The following is a 19,890-nucleotide window of genomic DNA, read 5'->3' as shown; positions in this document are numbered from 1 at the left end:
CACGGACTCTGACGCCGCTGGTTGAAGCGACGCATTGGAGTTCCAAACCTCGCGTCAGCCGGGTTCGGCGGTCGCAATGCGCAACATGGTCGCCAAACGCCGCGAAGCTGCAAACATTCCCATCCTTTCGCGACGTTCGGGTAGCGTATTCGCGACGACTGCTATGGTGAATTCGGCCGGGGCGAACGAACGTCCCCAAAGGGGTCCGAACTCGGTCGTTCAGAGTGATTTGGGTTTTGGGAACCAGAGCCGCCAGCCATGAGGCGGTCCCGAACTGTGAACGGGGGTGTCGATCGGGCGCACTTGACAGGGGCCCCACAAGTGGCGCCCACCCGGCCTGCCGACAATGCCGGGCCCCCACCGTCGCGGAGGCGGTGTGGTCCTGCCCGCCATCATCCCGAAATCGCGGGATAAAGAAACGCAGCGAGCCGTCCGTTGGGGTATACCCTAGCGGAAAATTTATCTGCTTCTTTTAGCTTGTCCGTTAGGGTTGATTTCCATCAACGGGCAATATAGACAACGGACACATCCCTAATGGACAGGAGCATTGTCAGTGACCAAGACCGTTCTCTACGCTCGCGTCTCCACAGCTGATCAGTCGGCGGACCATCAACGCGCACAGGCCGAGCAGGCCGGCTTCAAGATCGACACAGTCATTACCGACAACGGAGTATCGGGGGTCTCGACCAAGCTGGCGGAACGACCCCAGGGCAAGAGGTTGTTTGACATCCTTCGGCCCGGCGACACTCTCGTCGTGCGCTGGGTCGACCGACTAGGCCGGGACTACCGGGACGTATCCGACAGCATCCGACATTTCATGCGCGACGGCGTCGTCATCAAGACCGTCATCAACTGCATGGTCTTCGATGGCGCCACCAAAGATCCCATCCAGCAAGCCGTCAGAGACGCCTTGATCGCATTCATGGCAGCCACGGCAGAAGCACAGGCCACGGCCACCAGAGAAGCCCAGAGGGCTGGAATTGCCGCTGCCAAGGCAAGCGAGCAGAAGAGATACCGTGGACGCAAGCCGAGCTATGATCGCGAGACATTGGAGACCGTCACCACCATGCTCGAAATCGGTACTGGGCCCTCGGCAATTGCCAAGACAACGGGCCTTTCCCGCCAGGCGGTGTTACGCATCCGAGACAATCGTGCCGTGGCGGAGCGAGCGTTGGCTCTCTGGGCGATGTAGCCCAACGAGTCGCCTTCATCGCCGAAGGGTTGGCCAAAGACGGGATCTCACTATCGCATATGGTAACGGCAGCGCCGAGATGACCACGACGGAAGAAGAAGCCCCAGCGGGCCAGCCTGCGCTCGGAACGCATTGGTAGGCGAGCCCGAAATCGGCCCATGTTGGCCGAGGGAAGGCCGCACAGCCGATGGGACGCCTTGGTCGGCCTTCGGAAGCCGGCGCGCCGAACGCGCGCCTAGGCGCCGCCCTAGTTCGCGCGCCTCGGCGCGAACTTGGCTTGCCACTCCTCGAGACTGACTTGCGTATCGCTGGTCGGCGACCGGGCCGGTTTTCTGATGACCGTCGCGACCTCGGTCCTGTCTACGACGAGGCCCAGGAGCCGCGCCTTCCCAAGGATCGCCGCCACGCCGGCAGCGGGGAGCTTTTGCCGCATAGCGAGTTGCAACATCTCGTCAAGCTCTTGGATGAAACAACCCTTCATTCGATCAAGGCCGCAAGCTAAGGACGCAGGCACAACGCCAGAATGAAGGCGGCGGCGAGCAGCATGGCGACTACTCCCCAGTTAATCCGGTAGATCATCTATCGTCTGCCGACATATTCGCGCCATTGCCTGGACAACCGCCAAGGCTGCCATTGTGCGTTTCGTCCTGCCTCCGTTGCGATAGTTGCCGTTCCGCTTGCCTTCAGGTGCGCCACCGCCCGCACCGTGCATGCGACAGACTGCGCTGCCCCTCACCGCTGGCGATCGACACTGGCAACCCGTCCGCTTCGACCGAGCATGACACCGAGGCGCTAGGTTCATGAGGTTGACGTTATTTTTTTCCGTCACCCTGCCCCCCATGCGAGACGTTGCCGACAATAGCTTGGCCGCCTTCGTTCACCGTGACGTGCTTCACGGTGACGTGCTGCTGGCCGCCCGTGCGGTATTTCTTTAGGGCTTCGACCTGGGCCGCGAATGTCCTGGTGAGCTTGTTGAAAGCACGTTCGGCGCTGTCTTGCTGCGGGATAGTTTCGCAGTGAGCAAGGCGGCGGGCGAACGTCATTGTCGCCATGTGCACCGCAGCCATCTGCGATGCCAGCATAGCTTCGATCTGATCCTGCGGTTCAATGCCTTTCACGATCGAGGCGATAAAGGCCGTGCCCTTATCGTCTGGCGTTTTGCCGTGGCTGCCGACATTCACCAGCTGGCGCAGGAAGCCATTGATGAAATCTTCGTCTGATGACCCGAAGGCTTTCTGGGCTGCCGTATGATCGATCGTGACGGTGCTGCCCTTGATCTTTAAGAGGCGCGACGGCTTCGCTTGGCTCGCGCTATCGGGCTTGGGAAGGACTTCTGCTTTTGCCGTCATGGATTAGGCCGCCCATATTTCACGAATGCGATTAAGCGGCACCTTGCCCTGCTGGACAGGAACGTTGCCATTACGGTTGCCATGCGGATCGAACTTTGCCGCTGCGATGTCGCGGACCCAACGAGGAGCCTTCGCGGCGGCTTTGGCTTGCTTGCGCTCACGCTTGGTCTTCTTCTTCGGGCCGACCGGCATCGGGCCGCTCGACAGGATCTTGCTCGATATCCAGTCCGCACGCTTTTCGGCCGTCGATACCGGCGAGTCCGCTAGCCGATCGGCAGCGCGCCACGCTTCCGCATTCTTCGGGAATGGTCCGGCGAGCGTTCGCCGATCATTCGGCGAACCGTCGTCGACCACAACGAGGCCCCCCTCAGTCTCAATCACCGTCATGCTGGCACCCCTCCTTTTCGAGGGCCAAAAAATTTTTTGGCTTTCGCGCCCAAATCCTGTTTTTCCCCCTTAAGACAGCAAAAAACGGCCGAACAGGAGAGACGGAGGGGGAAGAGGCCGGGGCACCTCTCTCCATATGTAAGACGTTTATGGCACACGTTCCTGTATCCATTAGGTAATTTCCTTCAGCCAAAGGTGACTTGCAGGGCTTCTATTCCAGTCTCGTAGGCCGCCCTCTGCATTGCCTCTTCAAGCAATTCGGCCTTCGACGCTTGGACCAGAAAACTGTCATGTACCGGCAGGACCGTGACGCCAGCCATCAGCATCAAGTGCATGACAGTTTCGGCAATGGCGCTGTCCAGGCACATAAGTTCCGCGCCTTTGTCAGAGTGGAAGTACTTAGCGATGCGGTGATGAGCCTGCTTCACATCGGTTATCAATTGGTCTGCCGCTGCAAACGCCAATTGCGATCCAGGCCCCGCAACCGGCGCCATCTCCTTGTGATGCGCAATGGCAAGGCGAGCTTTTGCCTTGGTTGGGGCGTTGACCAGAACAAGCAATCCAAGTTTGGCGAGCGGTCTCGGCCAACCTGCTATGGCGTAGCAGTCTTCGGGCAAAGCTGCGCCCGCCTCGGCGTATAGGAGAGCTGGGTGCAGGGTTTTGTAGTCAATCTCTACGACGCTCTCGCCGCCGATCGTAATCAGTTTTCGCGCTTCTTTGCTCATCGACTGCCAGCCTCCACCTAATGCGTAATAGCGGCCACCTCGGTTGAAGGTGCGGTTGAATATTCGAACCATCGGAGACGGCAGGACGCCCGTTAGAAGCGTGCCGCGAATGGCTTCGTTCATCTCTTCGACACGACGGCGCATCCGGCGAATCGTGGGGGTGTCGCGATAGTCGATAGGCTCTTTGTCCGCGTCTCGAAGGATGATACTTTCCCGAGGTCTGGCGATTAAAAGAGCCGGACCAGCGCTCAGTATTTTGCCGGTTCGCTCGATTAGCTCAGGCGTGGCTACCATCGAGCTTTGCCACCTCCGATGATTGGGTGGCACCTTGTCATGATGAACAAGGCCGACGCCATCGAGATAGTCGGCCGAGCCCGTCACCTTGAGGTAAGTGTAGAGGGACTCTTTGTAGCGGCGCGGCCGGGCGTAGTGATTGCGATTGCGCGAATACGAAACAGCACCATCAGCGGTGACAAGTGAGAGAATAATGGCGGCCGTTGTTTCAGAGCCGCCATACTCTTTGCGAAGGGCCGGCCAGTGAGGCCGGTGCTCCCATCGAAGTGACAGAGGGGTTTGCGCTTCGTCCAACCTACGCATCCCTCGCCGTGATCAAGTGGCCTTCTCGCATTGCCTGGACGGCCTGCAATGCAGTCAGGCCGAACCGATCCTGAAGTTGAGGCACCAACGCTTTGGTGCGATCCGCCGAGCCGGTAGCCAGCCAGTTGGCCGCGAGGTCGACGGGGTTTGCGGACTGGTCAGCGGCGGCGCTCAAGCGGCGACTGCCATGTCTTCGAGGATTGTCACTTCGGTTTCTAACCGATATCTGGAATGGGTCCCTGGGAAAGGACCCCCGTGGCTTTCGCGCGGAGACGAAACGGTGAAACCGGCACGCCGCAGGACGCAGTGACTTACTCTGACGCCGGCTGGCAATTCGAGGGTGGTCACGCCCCGCCGGCCGGCTTTGACCAGCACCCGCATCATCCAGGCGGCGCGGCCGTCGAACTTCAGTATGCGACCGTCAGGCTCGATCCATTTCGTCGGCGCTATCACCGGAATTGATTTCGCCTGGGGAAATTCTCCTGCTATGTCCTGCATGGTCTGGTTCCTTTCGTGCTCTGCAAGGGGTTGGGAAAAATCGGGGCCAGATTGGCTTGAGCGGTTAGTTGTCCAGACGGACCGCTCAAGCTTCCCCGCTCCGTGCGGTAGAGCGCAGGCCGAGCTTTTCGGCTAACGGCGCCACTGGAACGACTTTCTTGCCACCGATCCGAATAGTTGCGATGTCGCCACGTTTGGCCGCATCGTAAGAGGCATTTCGGGCAAGGCCGAAAAAGACCTTTCCCGCAATAGGGACCGAGACGGTCGCCTTTGTCAGAGCTTCCTGAAGTGTCATTTTACGAACCTTATTTGAACGGCACGAATTGCACCGTTCAGTGATACTACGTACCGGAAATGTTCCCTGCAAGTGCCACTTGTGCTTCTTGTGCCGTTTTTGTATAGCTTCTTGGGGATAAAGGGAAAATAATGGTCGATCTGCGAGAAAACCGAATACCGATAATGATGTCAGACGCAGAGCTGAACGCGATTGACGACTGGCGGTTTCAGAACCGAGTTGCCACGAGGGCCGATGCCGTTCGCCGACTGATGGCGGCGGGAATGACAACGCTCGGCGACCTTGAAGCGTTTATAGCCAAGGCCAACGCGGCGATTGATGACGTTGCCATCGCCGAGCAAGAGATCGAATCCTTTCTGGGACGGCTGCCAAAAGACGAGGCCATATCGAGAGAGCAGGCTTTGGAAATCGCGTTCTTCTACTCAGACCTGATTGGGAAAGGTGGATATGATCACCTGTGGACGCTCTACCGGCTGGCGGCCGACCTTTACGAAAAGCTCGATCGGGATTTTGTGCCTCGCCCGAGAAGATTGCTTTCCCGAAATAGCGTTCATGAAATGATTAGCGGCTTGCTCCGTCGCATGATGGGCAAGCGAACGATGGAGCCGAAGCAGTGAAAGGCCACATCCGCGAGCGCAGCCCAGGGCATTGGGCAATCGTCCTCGACGTCGGCGAGATCGACCCAAAGACCGGCAAGAAGAAACGCAAATGGCATAGCTTCCAAGGCACCAAGCGTGAGGCGCAAAAGGAATGCTCCCGGCTCATCACCGTTCTCGACCAGGGGCTCTACGTCGAGCCTACCAAGCAGACGGTCGCCGAGTTTCTTGACGAATGGCTGGCGTTTATCAAGCCGTCAGTCGCCCCAAAGACGCATGAGCGATACGCCGAGATTTGCCGGAAGGGACTGGCGCCGCTCATCGGCAATGTGGTTCTGTCCAAGCTGAAGACCGACCGGATAGACGCGGCCTTCACCACGGCGCTGACAACGCCCCGAGTTGACCATCGCAAGAAGAAGGATGGGGAACCGCCCGCGCCCCTTCCGCCACTGTCGCCCCGTACCGTCCACCACTACCGCCGCGTGCTTATCAAGGCGTTGGGCCAGGCGGTGACATGGGAAAGGCTGTCGCGCAATCCGGCGCGGGCGACGACGCCGCCGAAGGTCGAGCGGAAGAAAATGCTTGCGTACGACGTGGGTCAGACGGCCACATTGCTCGAAACACTCCGACCGACGCGCATGTTCATCCCGGTCTTGCTGGCAGTGACGTGCGGCCTGCGCCGCGGCGAAATCCTGGCGTTGCGCTGGCATCACCTGGACCTCGGGGACAACCGCCGGCAGATGTCTATCGAAGAAAGCGCCGAGCAGACGGATGACGGAGTGCGGTACAAAGAACCGAAGTCTGGCAGAGCGCGAACAGTGGCGCTTTCGGCCAGCAGCGTTGCAGAGCTGAAAGCGCATCGAACCCGGCAAGCCGAGGAACAGCTCCGTTTGGGGCTTAGGCCGAACGGCGACAGCTTCGTGGTTGCCCAGGTCGACGGCTCACCGTTGCAGCCAAGGTCGCTCACGCACGAGTGGGTGCGCGTCTTGGGCAAGACCGCCCTGCCCCGCATCCGCTTTCATGACCTTCGGCACACCCACGCCACGCAGATGCTATCGGCCGGCGTTCATCCAAAGGTCGCCAGCGAACGCCTTGGGCACTCGACCATCGGGATTACCTTGGATCTATATTCCCATGTCATGCCCGGCATGCAGGCTGACGCCGCAGAGCAAGTTGACGCGGCGTTGCAGGTAGCTATAAGCGCAAGTCGAAAGACCATATAGTTGCAAAGTGCGTAGCAAACGGCCTTTTGAGCAAACCGCAAAGAGGCAGGAAGCGCTTTAAAGTCAACTACTTGGAGGGATGGCCGAGCGGTTTAAGGCACCGGTCTTGAAAACCGGCGTGGGTGCAAGCCCACCGTGGGTTCGAATCCCACTCCCTCCGCCACTGCGCAACATTCTCTGCCTCGGCTTGATGACGCACGAACCGCGCAGAACCGCGGGGCTTTTCAATTTAAGCTGCCAACCTGGGCTGCCGGCCTCCCGGGCTGAATGGGCGTGCTCTGGCTCAACATTCTCCGAAGCTCTCAACTTCGCGCTTTTGGTTCTCAGCTTTCAATTCGAACAATTTCAATTTTTGCGGTGCGCCAGCAGCCTGATGGTTGGGTGAACTCCCACTAGGCGCCGGCGGCGCTGGTCGCGGGGCGGAGAAGGAACGGCTGGTTGCGGCGACGTTCGAGCCCTGCGTCACGGTATCGGAGGATTCGCAGTATCGTGTGCCGGCTACGTCAACCGATTTGCGACTTCTCCCAAATTTCTCGTGAAGCGCTGGGGATAACCTCACTGACCCCATTTGCGGGGGAATCGGTGTCCATTACCCTTCCGTTAATAAATGGACGATTAGATCTGGTGGGGTCACCGCGAAAATGTTGCGCGAACGAGGAGCCCATCAATGGCTGCGATTGCTCTTCCTGGCGATTGGACTGGACAGTACAAGGGATCGGAGCTGAACCTCTCCGGTTTCAACCTCTCCTTTTCTGACGAGTTCAATACGATGGATGTCGTGCCGAACAACGGCACCGGCAAGTGGTTCGCGCCTGTGCACGCCCCCTATGGGGCCGCCACGTTCATGTCGCCGGTGGGGGCAACGAATCCGTTCTCCGTCTCCGACGGGAAGCTGACCATTACCATGAAGCAGGTGGACGGCGTCTGGCAGTCTGGAACGATGCAAACGGTTAACAGCGCCGGCCAGGGTTTCGCGCAAGAGTACGGGTACTTCGAGATGCGCGCAGCCTTTCACGGCGGGGCGGGAGCCTGGCCGGCTTTCTGGATGCTGTCGCCCGATCAGACTGTGCCACGCGTCGAGGTCGACATCGTTGAAGCGTATGGGGGCGATCCCGATGGTCATCACCAGGTGGTGCACTTGAGCAACAAGGAAAGCCACGCTTCGAAAGGCAACTATACGGGCCTCCCCGGTTCGATGTTCGACGGGGCGTTTCACACCTACGGCGCGAGGATCACGACGGACTGGATCACCGTGTACTATGACGGCAAGGAGCTGAGCCGCTTTCCAATGAGCGAGTCCTTCCGCACGCCGCTCTATATGCTGGCCTCGCTTGCCATGAATCCCCTTGAGCTCGAGCGGGCGTCCGGCACCTACAAGATGGTCATCGACTACGTGCGCGCCTATGCCGCGCCGGACGTGATGGAACAGCACCTGACCGGGACGGATGCGGCGGATATCCTGAATGGCGGCAGCTTTGATGACGTTCTGGACGGCGGAGCTGGTGCTGACAAAATGTCCGGCGGTTTCGGCAACGACACCTACCGCGTCGATGACGCATTCGACGTAGTCATTGAGGCTGACGGCGCCGGAATCGATCTGGTCATCACCTCGATGACGTATTCGCTGTCCGGCCAGCAAATAGAGCAGCTCACGCTCACCGGCGTTGCCGACATCGACGCGATGGGTAACGAACTCGACAACACGCTGGTCGGCAACGCTGGCAGCAACCTGCTCGACGGCGGGGTCGGAATCGACAAGATGGAGGGCGGCGCAGGCAACGATACCTACTATGTTGACAATGCGCTCGACCGCGTGGTCGAGGGCGATGCGGCGGGCAACGATTGGGTGTTCAGCTCGAGCACCTATTCACTGCCACGATATGTCGAAAATCTGACCCTCATCGGCGTTGGCGCTATCAATGGTCGCGGCAATTCTTCCGACAATGAGCTGACCGGGAACAATGGGAACAACACGCTGGACGGCCTTGCCGGCAACGACACCATAAGGGGCGGGGCGGGTAGCGACCGGTTAGCGGGCTATGATGGCACCGACCTTCTCGATGGCGGGACCGGGGCCGACCTGATGAATGGCGGTGCCGGCAACGATACCTATTATGTGGACAATGCACTGGACAACGTCGTCGACGAAGCGGGCCTCGACCAGATTTTCAGCTTGGTCACGTACTCACTGGCGGCCGCTAACCGAGCGGTAGAAAATCTGCGTCTGACCGGAAACGCCAACGTCGGAGCCACGGGAAATTCCCTCGACAACGTGCTCGACGGCAACGACAGCGACAACAAACTGGACGGCGGCCGAGGCAATGATTCTGTGTTTGGGTGGGGTGGCAACGATACACTAACGGGCGGCCTGGGCATTGACCAGCTTACTGGTGGCGCCGGCAACGATTCCTTCGTTTTCAGCGCGCCGCTCTCAGTGGCCAACCGCGACATCATCACGGATTTCGACCATACGGCCGATGCATTCAGGCTCCAGAATTCGGTAATGCAGGGGCTTGGAGCCACCACGGGAGCCCTTGAGCCAAGGTTCTTCTTCGCTGGGACTAGCGCGCACGACGCCGACGACCACATCGTCTATGACGAGGTTACGGGTGCGTTGTTTTACGATTCCAACGGAAACGTCGCAGGCGGCATGACACAGCTCGCGACGCTGACGAACAGGCCGACGCTGCTGGCCGACGATTTTTTCGTGATCTGATCCGGCGCTACAGCGGTGCGCGTGAAAAAGAGATCAAGCGCACCGTTGTAACTTCTTGTTTGCGCATCGCTTTGTTCGAAAAAGCGGTGACCTCTTTTTTCGAGCGATGCTCTAAATTTATATTGCTAGGCGATACGTATCAAATCTCTATCTGACGACGTCCCTCAGTCTGCTCGCAACGTTTCAAAAAATTCGATGACGAACCATCATGTAGAGTGAGTGTGCCGGCCGGCGTGATCGTGAGATCCCCGCTTACGCGAACATGATCCGAGAGGTTCCTCTTTCTGCGATCAACATTCTCCGAGTTTCCTGGATCCGCTCAGCCTGTTGTTTGGTATAGGGACCCATCGGCCGGGTCTTTTCATCGCCGCGACGAACCCGGCAGTACCAGCGGCCGCTGTCAGAGAAGATTTCGACCGAGGTCGGTGCATCATTGGCCGCCTCCTTGGCGACCTCGTTGATGAATTTCACGACCTTTGAATAGTACCGGGCGGGCGCAACCGTGCGCAAACCACTGGTGACGCTAAGTTCCTGCTGCTGCACTGTGGACATAGTCGAACTCCCTTTCGGTCATTTGCTGGCGCTCCCTCCAACGGGCGCTGCGCCAGCGCTGAGCTGGGTGGGATATTCTCGAAGCCTATTGATCTGGCTAGCTATCTAGCAAACGAAAGTTATTGACATTTAAACGCAATTTTTATGCTATATGTCTGATGGACATTGAGCTCGCCCGGACTTTCATCGAGATCGTTTCGACAGGCAGTTTCATTCGGGCATCGGAGCGCTTGAATGTCGCCCAGACGACCGTAAGCGCACGAATTCGCAACCTCGAGCAGCAATTGGGCCGCGCGCTTTTTGTTCGCCACAAAGGCGGAGCTTCTCTCACCCCGGCCGGTGAGCAATTTCTGCGCCACGCCCCGATGTTCGTCCAACTATGGCAACGCACCCTTCACCAGGTTGCCGTGCCCCCGGGACGTCGAGCTGTTCTGACGGTTGGCAGTGAAGTCAGCCTTGCGCAACCTCTTCTGCTCGATTGGGTCCGATGGATGCGCGGATCGCTTCAGGATATTGCACTTCGAGTACACGTCGATGTGCCGCAGGATTTGATCAATCAGGTCGCGTCAGGAATGGTCGACTTAGCTATCATGTACGCGCCACCCCACAGACCGGGTTTGAAGATCGATCTGCTTCTGGAGGAAAAACTCGTCCTCGTGACTACCAATTCCGAAGCGCGCCTCCTGGACGAATCCGATTATGTTTATATGGATTGGGGGCCGGATTTTGAACTTCACCACGGGATGAATTTCCCGAGTGCTGCGCCGGACCTTTCTTTCGATCTCGGTCCGCTCGCACTGAGCTATGTTCTTGCGATTGGCGGCTCCGGATATTTCAGGATGAGTTCTGTGCAGCCTCACATAGAGGCCGGCCGGCTGCACCTTGTGCCTGAAATGCCGCAGTTCTCCTATCCGGTTTACGCGGTGCAATCCGCAAGTGCGGACGAGAGCGTGGTAGGTCCTGCCCTGGCAGGATTGCATTCCGTCGCGAGCGCCGACATCAAATTGTAGGAGTTGTTGGGCGTCTAAAGGTCCGCTTGGATTGACGGGAACAGAAGGTCGACCGTTGTTCCAATCCCTCGTTCACTCGTTATCCGGATCCGACCACCAACCATTTGCGCCAATGCCTGCACTTGCAACATCCCTATCCCGGTGCCCTTCTCACCCTTCGTCGTGAAGAAAGGATCGAACACCTTCCGCAGGACTTCCGGAGCCATGCCGCAACCATCGTCTTTGACGCGGACGCATGCGTAGATTTCGGGCCAGGGCAGATCAGGCGTCGGGGCCGTCTGCACCAATCGCTCAGTGGTGACGCGGATCTCCCCGCCACTTGGCATCTCGTGCGTTCATTACGAGATTAAGCACTGCAGAGTCGAACAGGGCCGGGTCGATCAAGCAGTTCGGGATATCGGTACCAAGTTCCAGCTTGACGCGGACACCGGGGCCGGCGCCATATCTCAGGAAAGGCTCAAAAGACCTGAGGAATTCATTCAAATTGCCAGCGTGGATATCGAGTTCCTGATGTTTTGCGAAGGCCAGTACCAGTGACGTCAGTTCGATACCTCGATCGATTCCCTGCCGCGCTGCCGCAATGTAGGTCCTCACGCTTTCGGGCTCCTCGGCTCTTTTTTCGGCAAGCCTCAGGCCGGATCCGATGACTGCTAGGAGGTTTCTGAAATCATGGGCAATACCGCCAGTCATCTCGCCTAAGGCGGCAAGCCGATGTGTGGCACGCTCACGTTGTTGGGCTGCGGCCCAAGCACCGAGAGGCATATCTACCTGAGCGCGCTCGTCGCGCTTCGCTCGCGTTTTATTATCGTATTGAAACGCACTGCCAGTCATGATGGTCGCCCCTATCGATCATTGACGACAAACAGGAAACTCGCGCTCCCATTCGCATCGTCGTTTGGGTTCTCCTGTTGCTGGTCGTCATGCCTCCTGCACGCATGTCTAGGCGCGCCGCACGATCCCTTTCGTCATGATGTCTTCGACCATCGGAAACGCCTTGACGGCCTCGTCCGGCAGGTCTCCATTCGCTCCGGTTAGCTCCGTCCAGTCATGCGCCTCGGGCCTGCCGACGACGATACGACCGACCATTCCAGCATGCTCATGCGGAATGCAATAATAGTCATAGACCCCCTGCTCGGTGAAAGTAACTGAAAAGCTCTCGTCGGGCAGTAGATAGTCAGAATCCCAAGATTTTGCCGCTTTGGGCATGCGGAGCGGCCGCTCGAAGTTTGTGGGATTGTACGCCGTCGTCGTGTGCGAATTGCCGGGATTGAGATTGGTCCAGCGGATCGTCTGTCCTGGTTTGATCAGAATGCCTATCGGGTCGAACCAAACGTGTGAACCGTCGTCGCGCCCTCGCATCTTGACTTCGATCATCTCGCCACCCGATACGGCCAGAGAAGAGAGGGAAAGGGCGGCGGCGAGCCCACCGCCAACGCCCAGTATCTCACGACGCGTCGGTGTCATTTGGCGACCTGTGCCTCGTCAGCCGCCGAAACATGCCACAGCACGACATGGACATGCGGCTCTTCTACCCCCGGATGGCCGGCATTGTAGTAGACGTCCACGTGGTCGACATTGCCGCCAGGTGAAGCGAGGTCGTCAAAACGCTTGTCCGGATTGAGGTCTTTGATCGGCAGCATATAAATCGTGCTGACAAGCTCGCCATCATGGTCATAGGCAAGGAATGGTCCGGCAGGCAATGTCGTCGGATCAACGAAAAGTTGGCCCATGCCCGGCAGGAAGTCGGGCAGTTTCACAAGCTTGCTGACCTGTTCGTAAGGAGCGGCTGGCGGAGCTTTGGTAACCTCATTCGCCGCCATGGCACAAAGCGAACTGCCCACTGTCAGGGCAACTGCGAGGACGAGTTCTTTCATCACGGTATCTCCTTGTTGAAATAAAAATCGCGACGCCTGAAGATCTGGAAAACCGCCTAAAAATTCGATTTTCACTTTTTGACACGGCCTGTTCGAGCCCAGCCAGCAAGCAGGAGACTGTTCTGTTCGTCAAACGAAAATAACTGGCATTTAAATGCATTATTTCTGCTAGTCAGGTGAATGCCTGTTTTTCTTGATTTCAAAAAATCTTTCACTACCTCTGAATTGCCATGAATATTTTCAAGCTCGATTTCCGGCGGGGGCCGAAACGCCTCAAAACGGGCCATTAGCCCGGACGCGAGAAAGCACTGGCTTCGCGTCCGGACAGCCAGCCTCATCTCCACTCCTCAGTCCACTGAGAACTCTGTTCTGCTTAACCAGTGCGGCTGAACGCTCATTTGCGATCGCGTCTGGATCGACACGGAGGTTGACCCTGATGATCTCCCCCACCCTGTCAGAAGAAGACATTTCGCTTGATCTTGTGACTAAGGGAAATCAATCAGCCTTGTCAAAAATTGCGGTCAGGATTGCTCGGAGAAATGGGCTTGACGAGCAGATGGTTCTCCGTGGTCTTTTCGACCGTGAGTGTCTCGGCTTCGGTCGTGGCGTCGCGATCCCCCACGCTCTGCTCGGTATGATCTCTTCGCCTGCCGCGTCTTTGACACGTTTGGCTCAGCCTATCGATTTCGACGGTCCGGACGACGATCCCGTCGACCTCATTTACACTATACTTTGGCCGGCCTCTGCCACGTCCGCCTTCCTCCCTGCCCTTTCCCAAATATGCCGGCTGCTTCGGTCATCTCAGGTTCGGACGCGACTCCGACAGGCACGGTCATCCGATGAGGCGTTGGCGATGCTCGAAGCTAAGCCGCTTCCGGCAGTTTCCACCAATTTGCATACTTGCTGCTTCGAGCCTGGCGTTCTGGTGTCCACGCACTTGAGCAATGCCTAGATCCCATTTGCCAGCGTGCGCGAACCAGTGCGAGTTGGAGAAGGTTGGACCCAGTTGCTCTCCCTCCGCCATTTCAGAACAGAACTGCGAACGCCGAGCGTAGCCGGCGTTACGCCCACGCCAGCGGCTAGGGCTCTGAGCAAATCACCTTTCGATCCCATGATGCTGGCTTCCTTGTCCGCGACCTGGACGCGCTGGGCTGAGATGATCGCGGCGGTAGCCGCCGCCCTCGATCCGCATGCGCTCCCGCGCCGTCCGGGCGAAGTTCCGAACCATCGGCGGGGTGATCGCCTGCTGGCCCGGCTTTCAAGCATGGCCTGAGCCCTGTTCTTGGCGCCCATCGGCCCGGACGTGCCGTCGCCTTGAAGCGCCAGCCGTTAGATCAATCGGATCGTATCGGCGTGTAATGGGTCGATTTCTAGCTTTGCCGTTTGTCCACCCATTTCCATCCAATTAAATTGACTGCGCGACGCTCCTACAGAGGATGGCCGGAAGCAGGCCCCGCGCACATCATTGGCAAGCACATCGGGGAATCGCCCAGATTTACAGTAAGTGGCTATTATCCCTGCGCTTTGTGCGTTGGGGCCTCTGTTCCCAACTCCGATTCTAACCTCCACAAACGATGAAGCTCGGCCATCGTGCCGCGCTGCTCAGTCTCCTTTGGCACGCGCGGTGAACGGCGGGCGCATACTCCGCACCCCTTAAGTTTGGAAAGACTGCTCCAGAACAAAGACTGCTCCAGATTGGTATCGAGTTCGTGGCGTCGCCGTGGTTCCGCGCAGTTGCGGGTTGCGCCGACGTATCTTGCACGGCAAGCTGCCTCGAAGCACACCAACGATCGCACGTGGCCGCTCCAATGAGGCTATTCTGGATCTTCAGGTTCTGGCGTTCCTTCTCAGCCGCTGGCCTTTTGATCGGAACACTCTTCTTTGCGGCCTCGCTCACCCCTACGCTGCTTCCACGCACGTTTGTAACGCAAGGCGTTCTATCCGGATGCTCTTTCGCGGCCGGATATGGGCTTGGCGTGTTCGGGCGCTGGCTGGCCGACTATCTGGAGTTGCCCAAGCCCACGGGCCGCATCTTGCGGGCCATCAAACTCGTCGCTGCGGCCACCTGCATCCTGGTTGCCGTCGCGTTTCTCTGGCAGGCTTCGGAATGGCAAAATTCGATCCGGCAGCTCATGAGGCTCGAGCCGGTAGACACTGCGCACCCCCTGAAGGTCGGTCTGATCGCGCTGCTGACCTTCGTGCTCTTGATCCTCTTGGCGCGATTGTTTCAGGTCACGTTCCTGTTCATCTCGCGAATGCTTGGCCGGATCGTGCCGAAACGCGTGTCATACGTGATCGGCATTGCCGCTGCGGCTGCGTTATTCTGGACGGTGGTCAACGGCGTTTTCTTCAGGTTTGCGCTCCATGCCGCGGATTCGTCCTTCCAGGCATTCGATGAACTGATCGAGCCCGAGACCCAACAGCCGGCCGACCCCAGCAAGACCGGAAGCGATACCTCGCTGATCGAGTGGGACGAGCTAGGAAGGGCGGGACGGGAGTTCATCGCGACCGGACCGACGAGCAAGGATTTAAGCTCGTTCCTGGGGATGGATGCGCGTGAGCCGATCCGCGTCTATGTCGGATTGCGGTCTGCGGAGACAGCCGAGGAGCGCGCAAAGCTCGCCCTCGACGAGCTCAAGCGCGTCGGCGGATTCGATCGCTCGGTGCTGATCGTGGTGATGCCGACAGGCACCGGTTGGATAGACCCTGCTGCAATGGACACCGTCGAATATCTCCACGGCGGCGACGTCGCGAGCGTCGCCATGCAGTATTCGTATCTCACAAGCTGGCTGTCCCTCCTGGTCGAGCCCGGCTATGGCGCCAAGGCCGCTCGTACCCTTTTTGCGGAAATCTACAGCCATTGGGCCAATCTTCCCAAGGAAAGGCGCCCCAGGCTCTACCTGCATGGGCTGAGCCTTGGCGCCTTGAGCTCCGAGCAATCCGCCGAGTTGTTCGAAGTGATCGGCAACCCGTATCAGGGGGCACTTTGGAGCGGCCCGCCATTTCCGAGCAGGATCTGGCGTTCCGTCACCGACGACCGCGAGCGAGGATCGCCAGCCTGGCTGCCACGCTTCAGGGACGGGTCGTATGTGCGGTTCACGAGCCAGGAGAACGGCCTGGCGATTCCGGACGCACATTGGGGACCGATGCGGATCGTCTATCTTCAATATGCGAGCGACCCGGTGACGTTCTTCGACTACCGGTCCCTGTACCGACAGCCGGAATGGATGGGGGGGCCGCGCGGTTCCGACGTGTCTCCCGACCTCAAATGGTATCCGGTCGTGACGCTTCTCCAGCTCACCGTCGACATGGCGATGGCCACAACGGCCCCAATGGGCTACGGGCATGTATATGCGCCGGAGCATTACATCGATGCCTGGATCGAAGTGACTAACGTTCGGGGATGGACCGCGGAGCAGATCAACCGGCTGAAGCTGGAATTTTTGCGACGGCGGTGAAGGGCCGCGGCTGGCGAAGGCCAAGCGCCTGGACGTATGCCGTTCACGACCATTCCGGGCGTCGGCTGGGCGAAATTGATGCGTTCGCCGCGAAGGCCTGCTGGATCATGGTGTTGCCCACCTCTTCTGCCACAGTGGAGGGTTTTGCCGATCGACTCGAAAATAACCCGGCTTTTGATCCATTTCTCTCAGTCGGCCACGACCTGCCAGGTGTCGTCCGGGTTGAAGCGGTCGATGTAATTGACGATCTGCTCGGTGGTTGGCCCGAGATCGGCCTCGTAGACGACGCCGTGCTGGTTGACGGCGAAGGTTTTTACGCCTGTCTCGCCATATTTGGCCGGCCAGGCGATGAGGCCGAAGCCGGCGATCATGTTGCCGTTTATGACGTAGTCGTAGGCGCCGCCGGCGATATGGTCGCCCTGGCCGGTCAGGATCTTGTACTTGTAGCCGAAATAGCCTTCGCCCTTGGCCGCATCCTCGAGCTCGACCTCACTAACGGCGTCACCGGCCGGGCTCTCGCCGTTGATGTCGTCGGTCGGCCAGTAGAGCCCGTCGGTCGCGCCTTCCGAGCTTATCAGTTTCTGCGCGAACTCCTCTACGCCATCCTCGTCGCGGTCCTGCGATGCATAGTCCTCCTGCGCGTCGACATAGGCGCGCATCGTCTCGATCGCGGTGAGCTCGTTCTCGCCGACATACCGGTTCACGATCTCTTCGAGCCCGGCATAGGTGTCGAAAGCCCACTTGCCGTCCTCGCCCTTGACGATCGGAAAAGGCAGCGGCCATAACTTGTCGCCGATCTGCAGCGTGCGGCGGTCGCCCTCGCCATCGAGGACAAGCTGCTTGGCCACCCCCTCCTTGATCGCCGCCAGCGTCTCGTCCGCGTTCTCGTCGGCCTTCAGCTTCTCCGCATCGAGGCCGAGAAGGGCCGCAACCGCACCGTTGCCGGCGTCTTTCAGGGCCTGCTTGAATGCTTCGACCGCTGCCTCCGGCGTATCGAAGACCGGCGGCTCGGCGGCGGCCGCAAAGGCGGTGATCTCCGGCGCCTCCGGCGCATCTTGTGCGGCGGCTGGCTGCGAGACAGCGATGCCCACTGCAAGCGCCAGGGCGCCGACAGAGCGGAGAACGATTGTATGAAAAACTCCCGTGTGACGGGGGGTGCTGAATAACTGTGTCATGATCCTGTCCTCCCGTTCCGTTAACGCTGGCGTCCGCCACCGGAGCGCTTGATCTGCTTGTGGCCGCCACCACGGCTGCCGCCACCCATCGATTGATGGCCGCGGTTGGAGCTGACCTTGGTCGCCTTGCCGCGATCGACGTTGCCAAGCCCCGACGGTTTCTTCGGCCGGTTGTCGACCCTTGCCGCGGGTTTCGGCTTGCCAGCCGGGCGATCCACCTTGGCCGGCTTCGCCGCCGGGCGATTGGCGGTAGGCCTGGCCGCAGGTTTCTGGATGTTGGCGGGCTTGGCGGGGCGGGTGACGTTGGCGGGCTTCGCCTTCAGCCCGTCCAGCGTGCTCTTGCGCACGTCTCTCGTTCCCGCCGTCTTGCCCGGCGCCCTGTTGGCGAGGCTGTCGTTCTTCTTGATGTCGCGGGCGCGGTCGCGGATGGCGTTGTCGCCATTCTTCTCGATCCTGTTCTTGATGTTGTTCTGGTCGAACTTGTTCAACTGATCGCGGTCGATCTTGATCTTGCTGCGATCGACATTCTTCCAGTCGACGTCGTTGATGTTGATATTGCCGTTGAAGTCGCGGTTGTTGAAACAGTTGTTGCAGTCGATATCGATGTCGTTGCCGTTCCAGCGGCCGCCCCACACGCCCCAGTCGTCCCAGTCGACGGCGGCGGCCCAAATGGCGCCCGTCACCGCCCCGGCGAAAAAGGTCGCTCCCGGATACCAATAATAGGGGTAAGGATCGGGATAATAGCGGATCGGTTCCCACACGTAATCCGGCTCATAAAACATCTGCGGGGGATATTGCGGGACGTAGATCACCTCGGGGCTCGCCGACTTGATGACGAAATTGTCGTTCTCCTTGACCACCTGGATCTTGTCGTCGGTCTTGATGACGCCCTTGGCAACCGCCTCGTCGCGCAGCTGCTGGATGGCAACCAGCACGTCCTTCTGCTGGTAGGCGATGGCATCGCCGAGCGTCTGCGTCCATTCGAGGTCGTCGCTCATCATCTTGACGATGTCCGGATAGTTGAGCAGCGACACCACGGAGCCGTCCCAACTCTCCTTCGGCTTCAAACTCTTGTCCTTCTCGTAGCGGTCGAGGAAGCGCGCCGCCTCGACGATCTCCAGCGGATAGAGCGCTGCCGCAGTGATCACTGCGATCAGCTCGTCCGGATAGAGCGCAATCCGCGCAACCAAGACCTCCATCTCGTCGGCGCTCAGCGGCTCCGGCGAAGTCGTGGCATCACCCGAAGCGTCAGCCGCCGCGACCTGTTCTTGTGCAAGGACAGGGTGCGCCGAACCAAACCCGGCAAGCAGCAGCGCCAGCGCCGCAACGCCCGCCTTCAACATGTCATTGCCCATCATGCTTCTATCCTCCCTGTTTGTCGTCGTCCCGGCAGGCCTTTGTGCCGGGCGGCTATTTTGGAAATAGGAACGTCACCACGCCGCGGAATCCAAACCCGTCGGGGCCGCTGTCGGGGCTTTCGGCCCAATAGCGGACACCGACGGTGAAGCTGACCGGTTGCTTGTCAAACTTGACGAGCTTTGCCACTGTGAAATTGATCGGAACCGACCACTCTTCCGTTTCCCAATTGTAGGTGCTTTCTGTGTTGACGCCGAAGGTCCAGGCGTCTGCCGTGGTGTAGGAAACGAAAGGTTGCAGGAAGGTGGAGCTGATGTCCGCCCGGTCGCCGTCGCCGGCGAAGGACCAGATGTGATTGGTCAGCGCGCCGACCGTCCACCCGCCCATCTGTTTCAGCACCACGGCGGTGGGACCGGCGCCCCATTTGCCGCCGCCGAGCAGATCGTCGGTGGCGGTTGGGACGAGAAACGCCGGACCGACGCCCCAGATGATGCCCGACGGTCCCGGGTTCTTCGGCGAGAAGAACAAGCTCTGTGTGATGTCGCCGAGACCGGACTGCTCGCCCGAGGGGCCGGCGATGTCGTTCTGCCAGATCACCGGCAGGATGGTGCGGGAGATCATGTTCCAGTCGTCGTTCAGCGAGATCGGAACGACCGGCTGGATGTTGAGTACGGCCTTCTGCCCGTCGTTCGGCCCGAACCCTTCGTCGTAGTTGAACTGCAAGGGTACACTGATAAGCGACGCGATCGGATTCGAAAGCTTCTTGGCAAGGTCCTGGCTGTCGTCCTGGGCTGCGGCCGAACCGCAAAAGCCAAATGTGGCGGTCAGCACGATGCCCGCCTGAATAGTTTGAATTGCTTTCATATCAGCACCTCCCAAAGCGACAT

At 59.2% G+C, this 19,890-nt stretch carries 22 protein-coding genes and 1 tRNA gene; 9 read left to right on the top strand and 14 right to left on the bottom strand.

From position 1 onward, the window contains the following. Positions 1-553: 553 nt before the first annotated feature. Positions 554-1,192, top strand: a complete 639-nt coding sequence (locus AC0L16_RS30305; protein WP_473625130.1) for a recombinase family protein — start codon at positions 554-556, stop codon at positions 1,190-1,192. Positions 1,193-1,490: 298 nt separating this feature from the next. Then, positions 1,491-1,694 carry a hypothetical protein gene (locus AC0L16_RS30300; RefSeq protein ID WP_473625129.1) on the top strand — a complete coding sequence of 68 codons (204 nt, stop codon included), beginning with the start codon at positions 1,491-1,493 and terminating at the stop codon, positions 1,692-1,694. A gap of 310 nt (positions 1,695-2,004) precedes the next feature. On the opposite strand, the gene AC0L16_RS30295 is transcribed toward AC0L16_RS30300, so the two are convergent. The 5 genes from AC0L16_RS30295 to AC0L16_RS30275 all read right to left on the bottom strand — a co-directional run bounded on the left by AC0L16_RS30295 (position 2,005) and on the right by AC0L16_RS30275 (position 5,043). Further along, positions 2,005-2,541: a hypothetical protein gene (locus AC0L16_RS30295; protein ID WP_473625127.1), complete on the bottom strand. Its 537-nt coding sequence runs from the start codon at positions 2,539-2,541 to the stop codon at positions 2,005-2,007. Positions 2,542-2,544: 3 nt separating this feature from the next. Further along, positions 2,545-2,928 carry a hypothetical protein gene (locus AC0L16_RS30290; RefSeq protein WP_473625126.1) on the bottom strand — a complete coding sequence of 128 codons (384 nt, stop codon included), beginning with the start codon at positions 2,926-2,928 and terminating at the stop codon, positions 2,545-2,547. Positions 2,929-3,113: 185 nt separating this feature from the next. Beyond that, entirely contained in the window at positions 3,114-4,241 is a 1,128-nt protein-coding gene (locus AC0L16_RS30285; RefSeq protein WP_473625125.1) for a hypothetical protein, read from the bottom strand. A 180-nt stretch (positions 4,242-4,421) separates the two neighbouring features. Further along, a complete protein-coding gene (locus AC0L16_RS30280) occupies positions 4,422-4,748 on the bottom strand; it encodes a winged helix domain-containing protein (protein WP_473625124.1) in 327 nt (108 codons plus the stop codon). An 85-nt stretch (positions 4,749-4,833) separates the two neighbouring features. Next, positions 4,834-5,043 carry a hypothetical protein gene (locus tag AC0L16_RS30275; protein ID WP_473625122.1) on the bottom strand — a complete coding sequence of 70 codons (210 nt, stop codon included), beginning with the start codon at positions 5,041-5,043 and terminating at the stop codon, positions 4,834-4,836. Positions 5,044-5,174: 131 nt separating this feature from the next. On the opposite strand from AC0L16_RS30275, the gene AC0L16_RS30270 reads away from it, so the two are divergent. The 4 genes from AC0L16_RS30270 (at position 5,175) to AC0L16_RS30255 (ending at position 9,578) form a co-directional block, all read left to right on the top strand. Beyond that, positions 5,175-5,660: a hypothetical protein gene (locus tag AC0L16_RS30270; RefSeq protein WP_473625121.1), complete on the top strand. Its 486-nt coding sequence runs from the start codon at positions 5,175-5,177 to the stop codon at positions 5,658-5,660. After that, the gene (locus tag AC0L16_RS30265; protein ID WP_473625120.1) at positions 5,657-6,862 is read left to right on the top strand and encodes a tyrosine-type recombinase/integrase; all 1,206 of its coding nucleotides are present in this window, start codon (positions 5,657-5,659) and stop codon (positions 6,860-6,862) included. The genes AC0L16_RS30270 and AC0L16_RS30265 overlap by 4 nt, the downstream gene beginning before the upstream one ends. Positions 6,863-6,935: 73 nt before the next feature. Then, positions 6,936-7,025, top strand: a tRNA-Ser gene (locus AC0L16_RS30260). 504 nt (positions 7,026-7,529) lie between these two features. Further along, complete coding sequence (locus AC0L16_RS30255; RefSeq protein WP_473625118.1) at positions 7,530-9,578, top strand: family 16 glycosylhydrolase; 2,049 nt, start codon at positions 7,530-7,532, stop codon at positions 9,576-9,578. Positions 9,579-9,830: 252 nt separating this feature from the next. Here the strand turns inward: AC0L16_RS30255 and AC0L16_RS30250 are convergent, their stop codons facing one another. Next, complete coding sequence (locus AC0L16_RS30250) at positions 9,831-10,130, bottom strand: hypothetical protein (RefSeq protein ID WP_473625117.1); 300 nt, start codon at positions 10,128-10,130, stop codon at positions 9,831-9,833. Positions 10,131-10,288: 158 nt separating this feature from the next. Here AC0L16_RS30250 and AC0L16_RS30245 point away from each other — a divergent pair, with 158 nt between their 5' ends. Continuing rightward, complete coding sequence (locus AC0L16_RS30245; protein ID WP_077377837.1) at positions 10,289-11,140, top strand: LysR family transcriptional regulator; 852 nt, start codon at positions 10,289-10,291, stop codon at positions 11,138-11,140. A 14-nt stretch (positions 11,141-11,154) separates the two neighbouring features. Here the strand turns inward: AC0L16_RS30245 and AC0L16_RS30240 are convergent, their stop codons facing one another. From AC0L16_RS30240 to AC0L16_RS30220, 5 genes are all read right to left on the bottom strand, one after another. Continuing rightward, positions 11,155-11,466 carry an ATP-binding protein gene (locus AC0L16_RS30240; protein WP_473625115.1) on the bottom strand — a complete coding sequence of 104 codons (312 nt, stop codon included), beginning with the start codon at positions 11,464-11,466 and terminating at the stop codon, positions 11,155-11,157. Beyond that, positions 11,432-11,971 carry a sensor histidine kinase gene (locus AC0L16_RS30235; protein ID WP_473625113.1) on the bottom strand — a complete coding sequence of 180 codons (540 nt, stop codon included), beginning with the start codon at positions 11,969-11,971 and terminating at the stop codon, positions 11,432-11,434. Before AC0L16_RS30235 ends, AC0L16_RS30240 begins: the two co-directional genes overlap by 35 nt. 108 nt (positions 11,972-12,079) lie before the next feature. After that, positions 12,080-12,604: a plastocyanin/azurin family copper-binding protein gene (locus tag AC0L16_RS30230; RefSeq protein WP_473625112.1), complete on the bottom strand. Its 525-nt coding sequence runs from the start codon at positions 12,602-12,604 to the stop codon at positions 12,080-12,082. Beyond that, complete coding sequence (locus AC0L16_RS30225) at positions 12,601-13,014, bottom strand: DUF5602 domain-containing protein (RefSeq protein ID WP_473625136.1); 414 nt, start codon at positions 13,012-13,014, stop codon at positions 12,601-12,603. Before AC0L16_RS30225 ends, AC0L16_RS30230 begins: the two co-directional genes overlap by 4 nt. Positions 13,015-13,085: 71 nt before the next feature. Then, entirely contained in the window at positions 13,086-13,352 is a 267-nt protein-coding gene (locus tag AC0L16_RS30220; protein WP_473625111.1) for a hypothetical protein, read from the bottom strand. Positions 13,353-13,450: 98 nt separating this feature from the next. On the opposite strand from AC0L16_RS30220, the gene AC0L16_RS30215 reads away from it, so the two are divergent. Next, positions 13,451-13,966, top strand: coding sequence for a PTS sugar transporter subunit IIA (locus AC0L16_RS30215; RefSeq protein WP_473625109.1), 516 nt, complete (start codon positions 13,451-13,453; stop codon positions 13,964-13,966). 856 nt (positions 13,967-14,822) lie between these two features. Then, a complete protein-coding gene (locus AC0L16_RS30210) occupies positions 14,823-16,472 on the top strand; it encodes an alpha/beta hydrolase (RefSeq protein WP_473625108.1) in 1,650 nt (549 codons plus the stop codon). Between the two features lie 188 nt (positions 16,473-16,660). On the opposite strand, the gene AC0L16_RS30205 is transcribed toward AC0L16_RS30210, so the two are convergent. The 3 genes from AC0L16_RS30205 to AC0L16_RS30195 form a co-directional block, all read right to left on the bottom strand. Beyond that, on the bottom strand, positions 16,661-17,647 hold the full coding sequence (locus tag AC0L16_RS30205) for a DUF2950 domain-containing protein (RefSeq protein WP_473625107.1): 987 nt from the start codon (positions 17,645-17,647) through the stop codon (positions 16,661-16,663). Positions 17,648-17,667: 20 nt separating this feature from the next. Then, the gene (locus tag AC0L16_RS30200) at positions 17,668-18,990 is read right to left on the bottom strand and encodes a DUF3300 domain-containing protein (RefSeq protein ID WP_473625135.1); all 1,323 of its coding nucleotides are present in this window, start codon (positions 18,988-18,990) and stop codon (positions 17,668-17,670) included. Between the two features lie 67 nt (positions 18,991-19,057). Beyond that, a complete protein-coding gene (locus AC0L16_RS30195) occupies positions 19,058-19,867 on the bottom strand; it encodes a transporter (protein WP_473625105.1) in 810 nt (269 codons plus the stop codon). Between the last annotated feature and the right edge of the window lie 23 nt (positions 19,868-19,890).

The organism is Mesorhizobium sp. WSM4848, assembly GCF_055811375.1.
The sequence above is the reverse complement of the archived record's forward strand: the minus strand, read 5'-3'. Positions and strand labels throughout refer to the sequence as shown.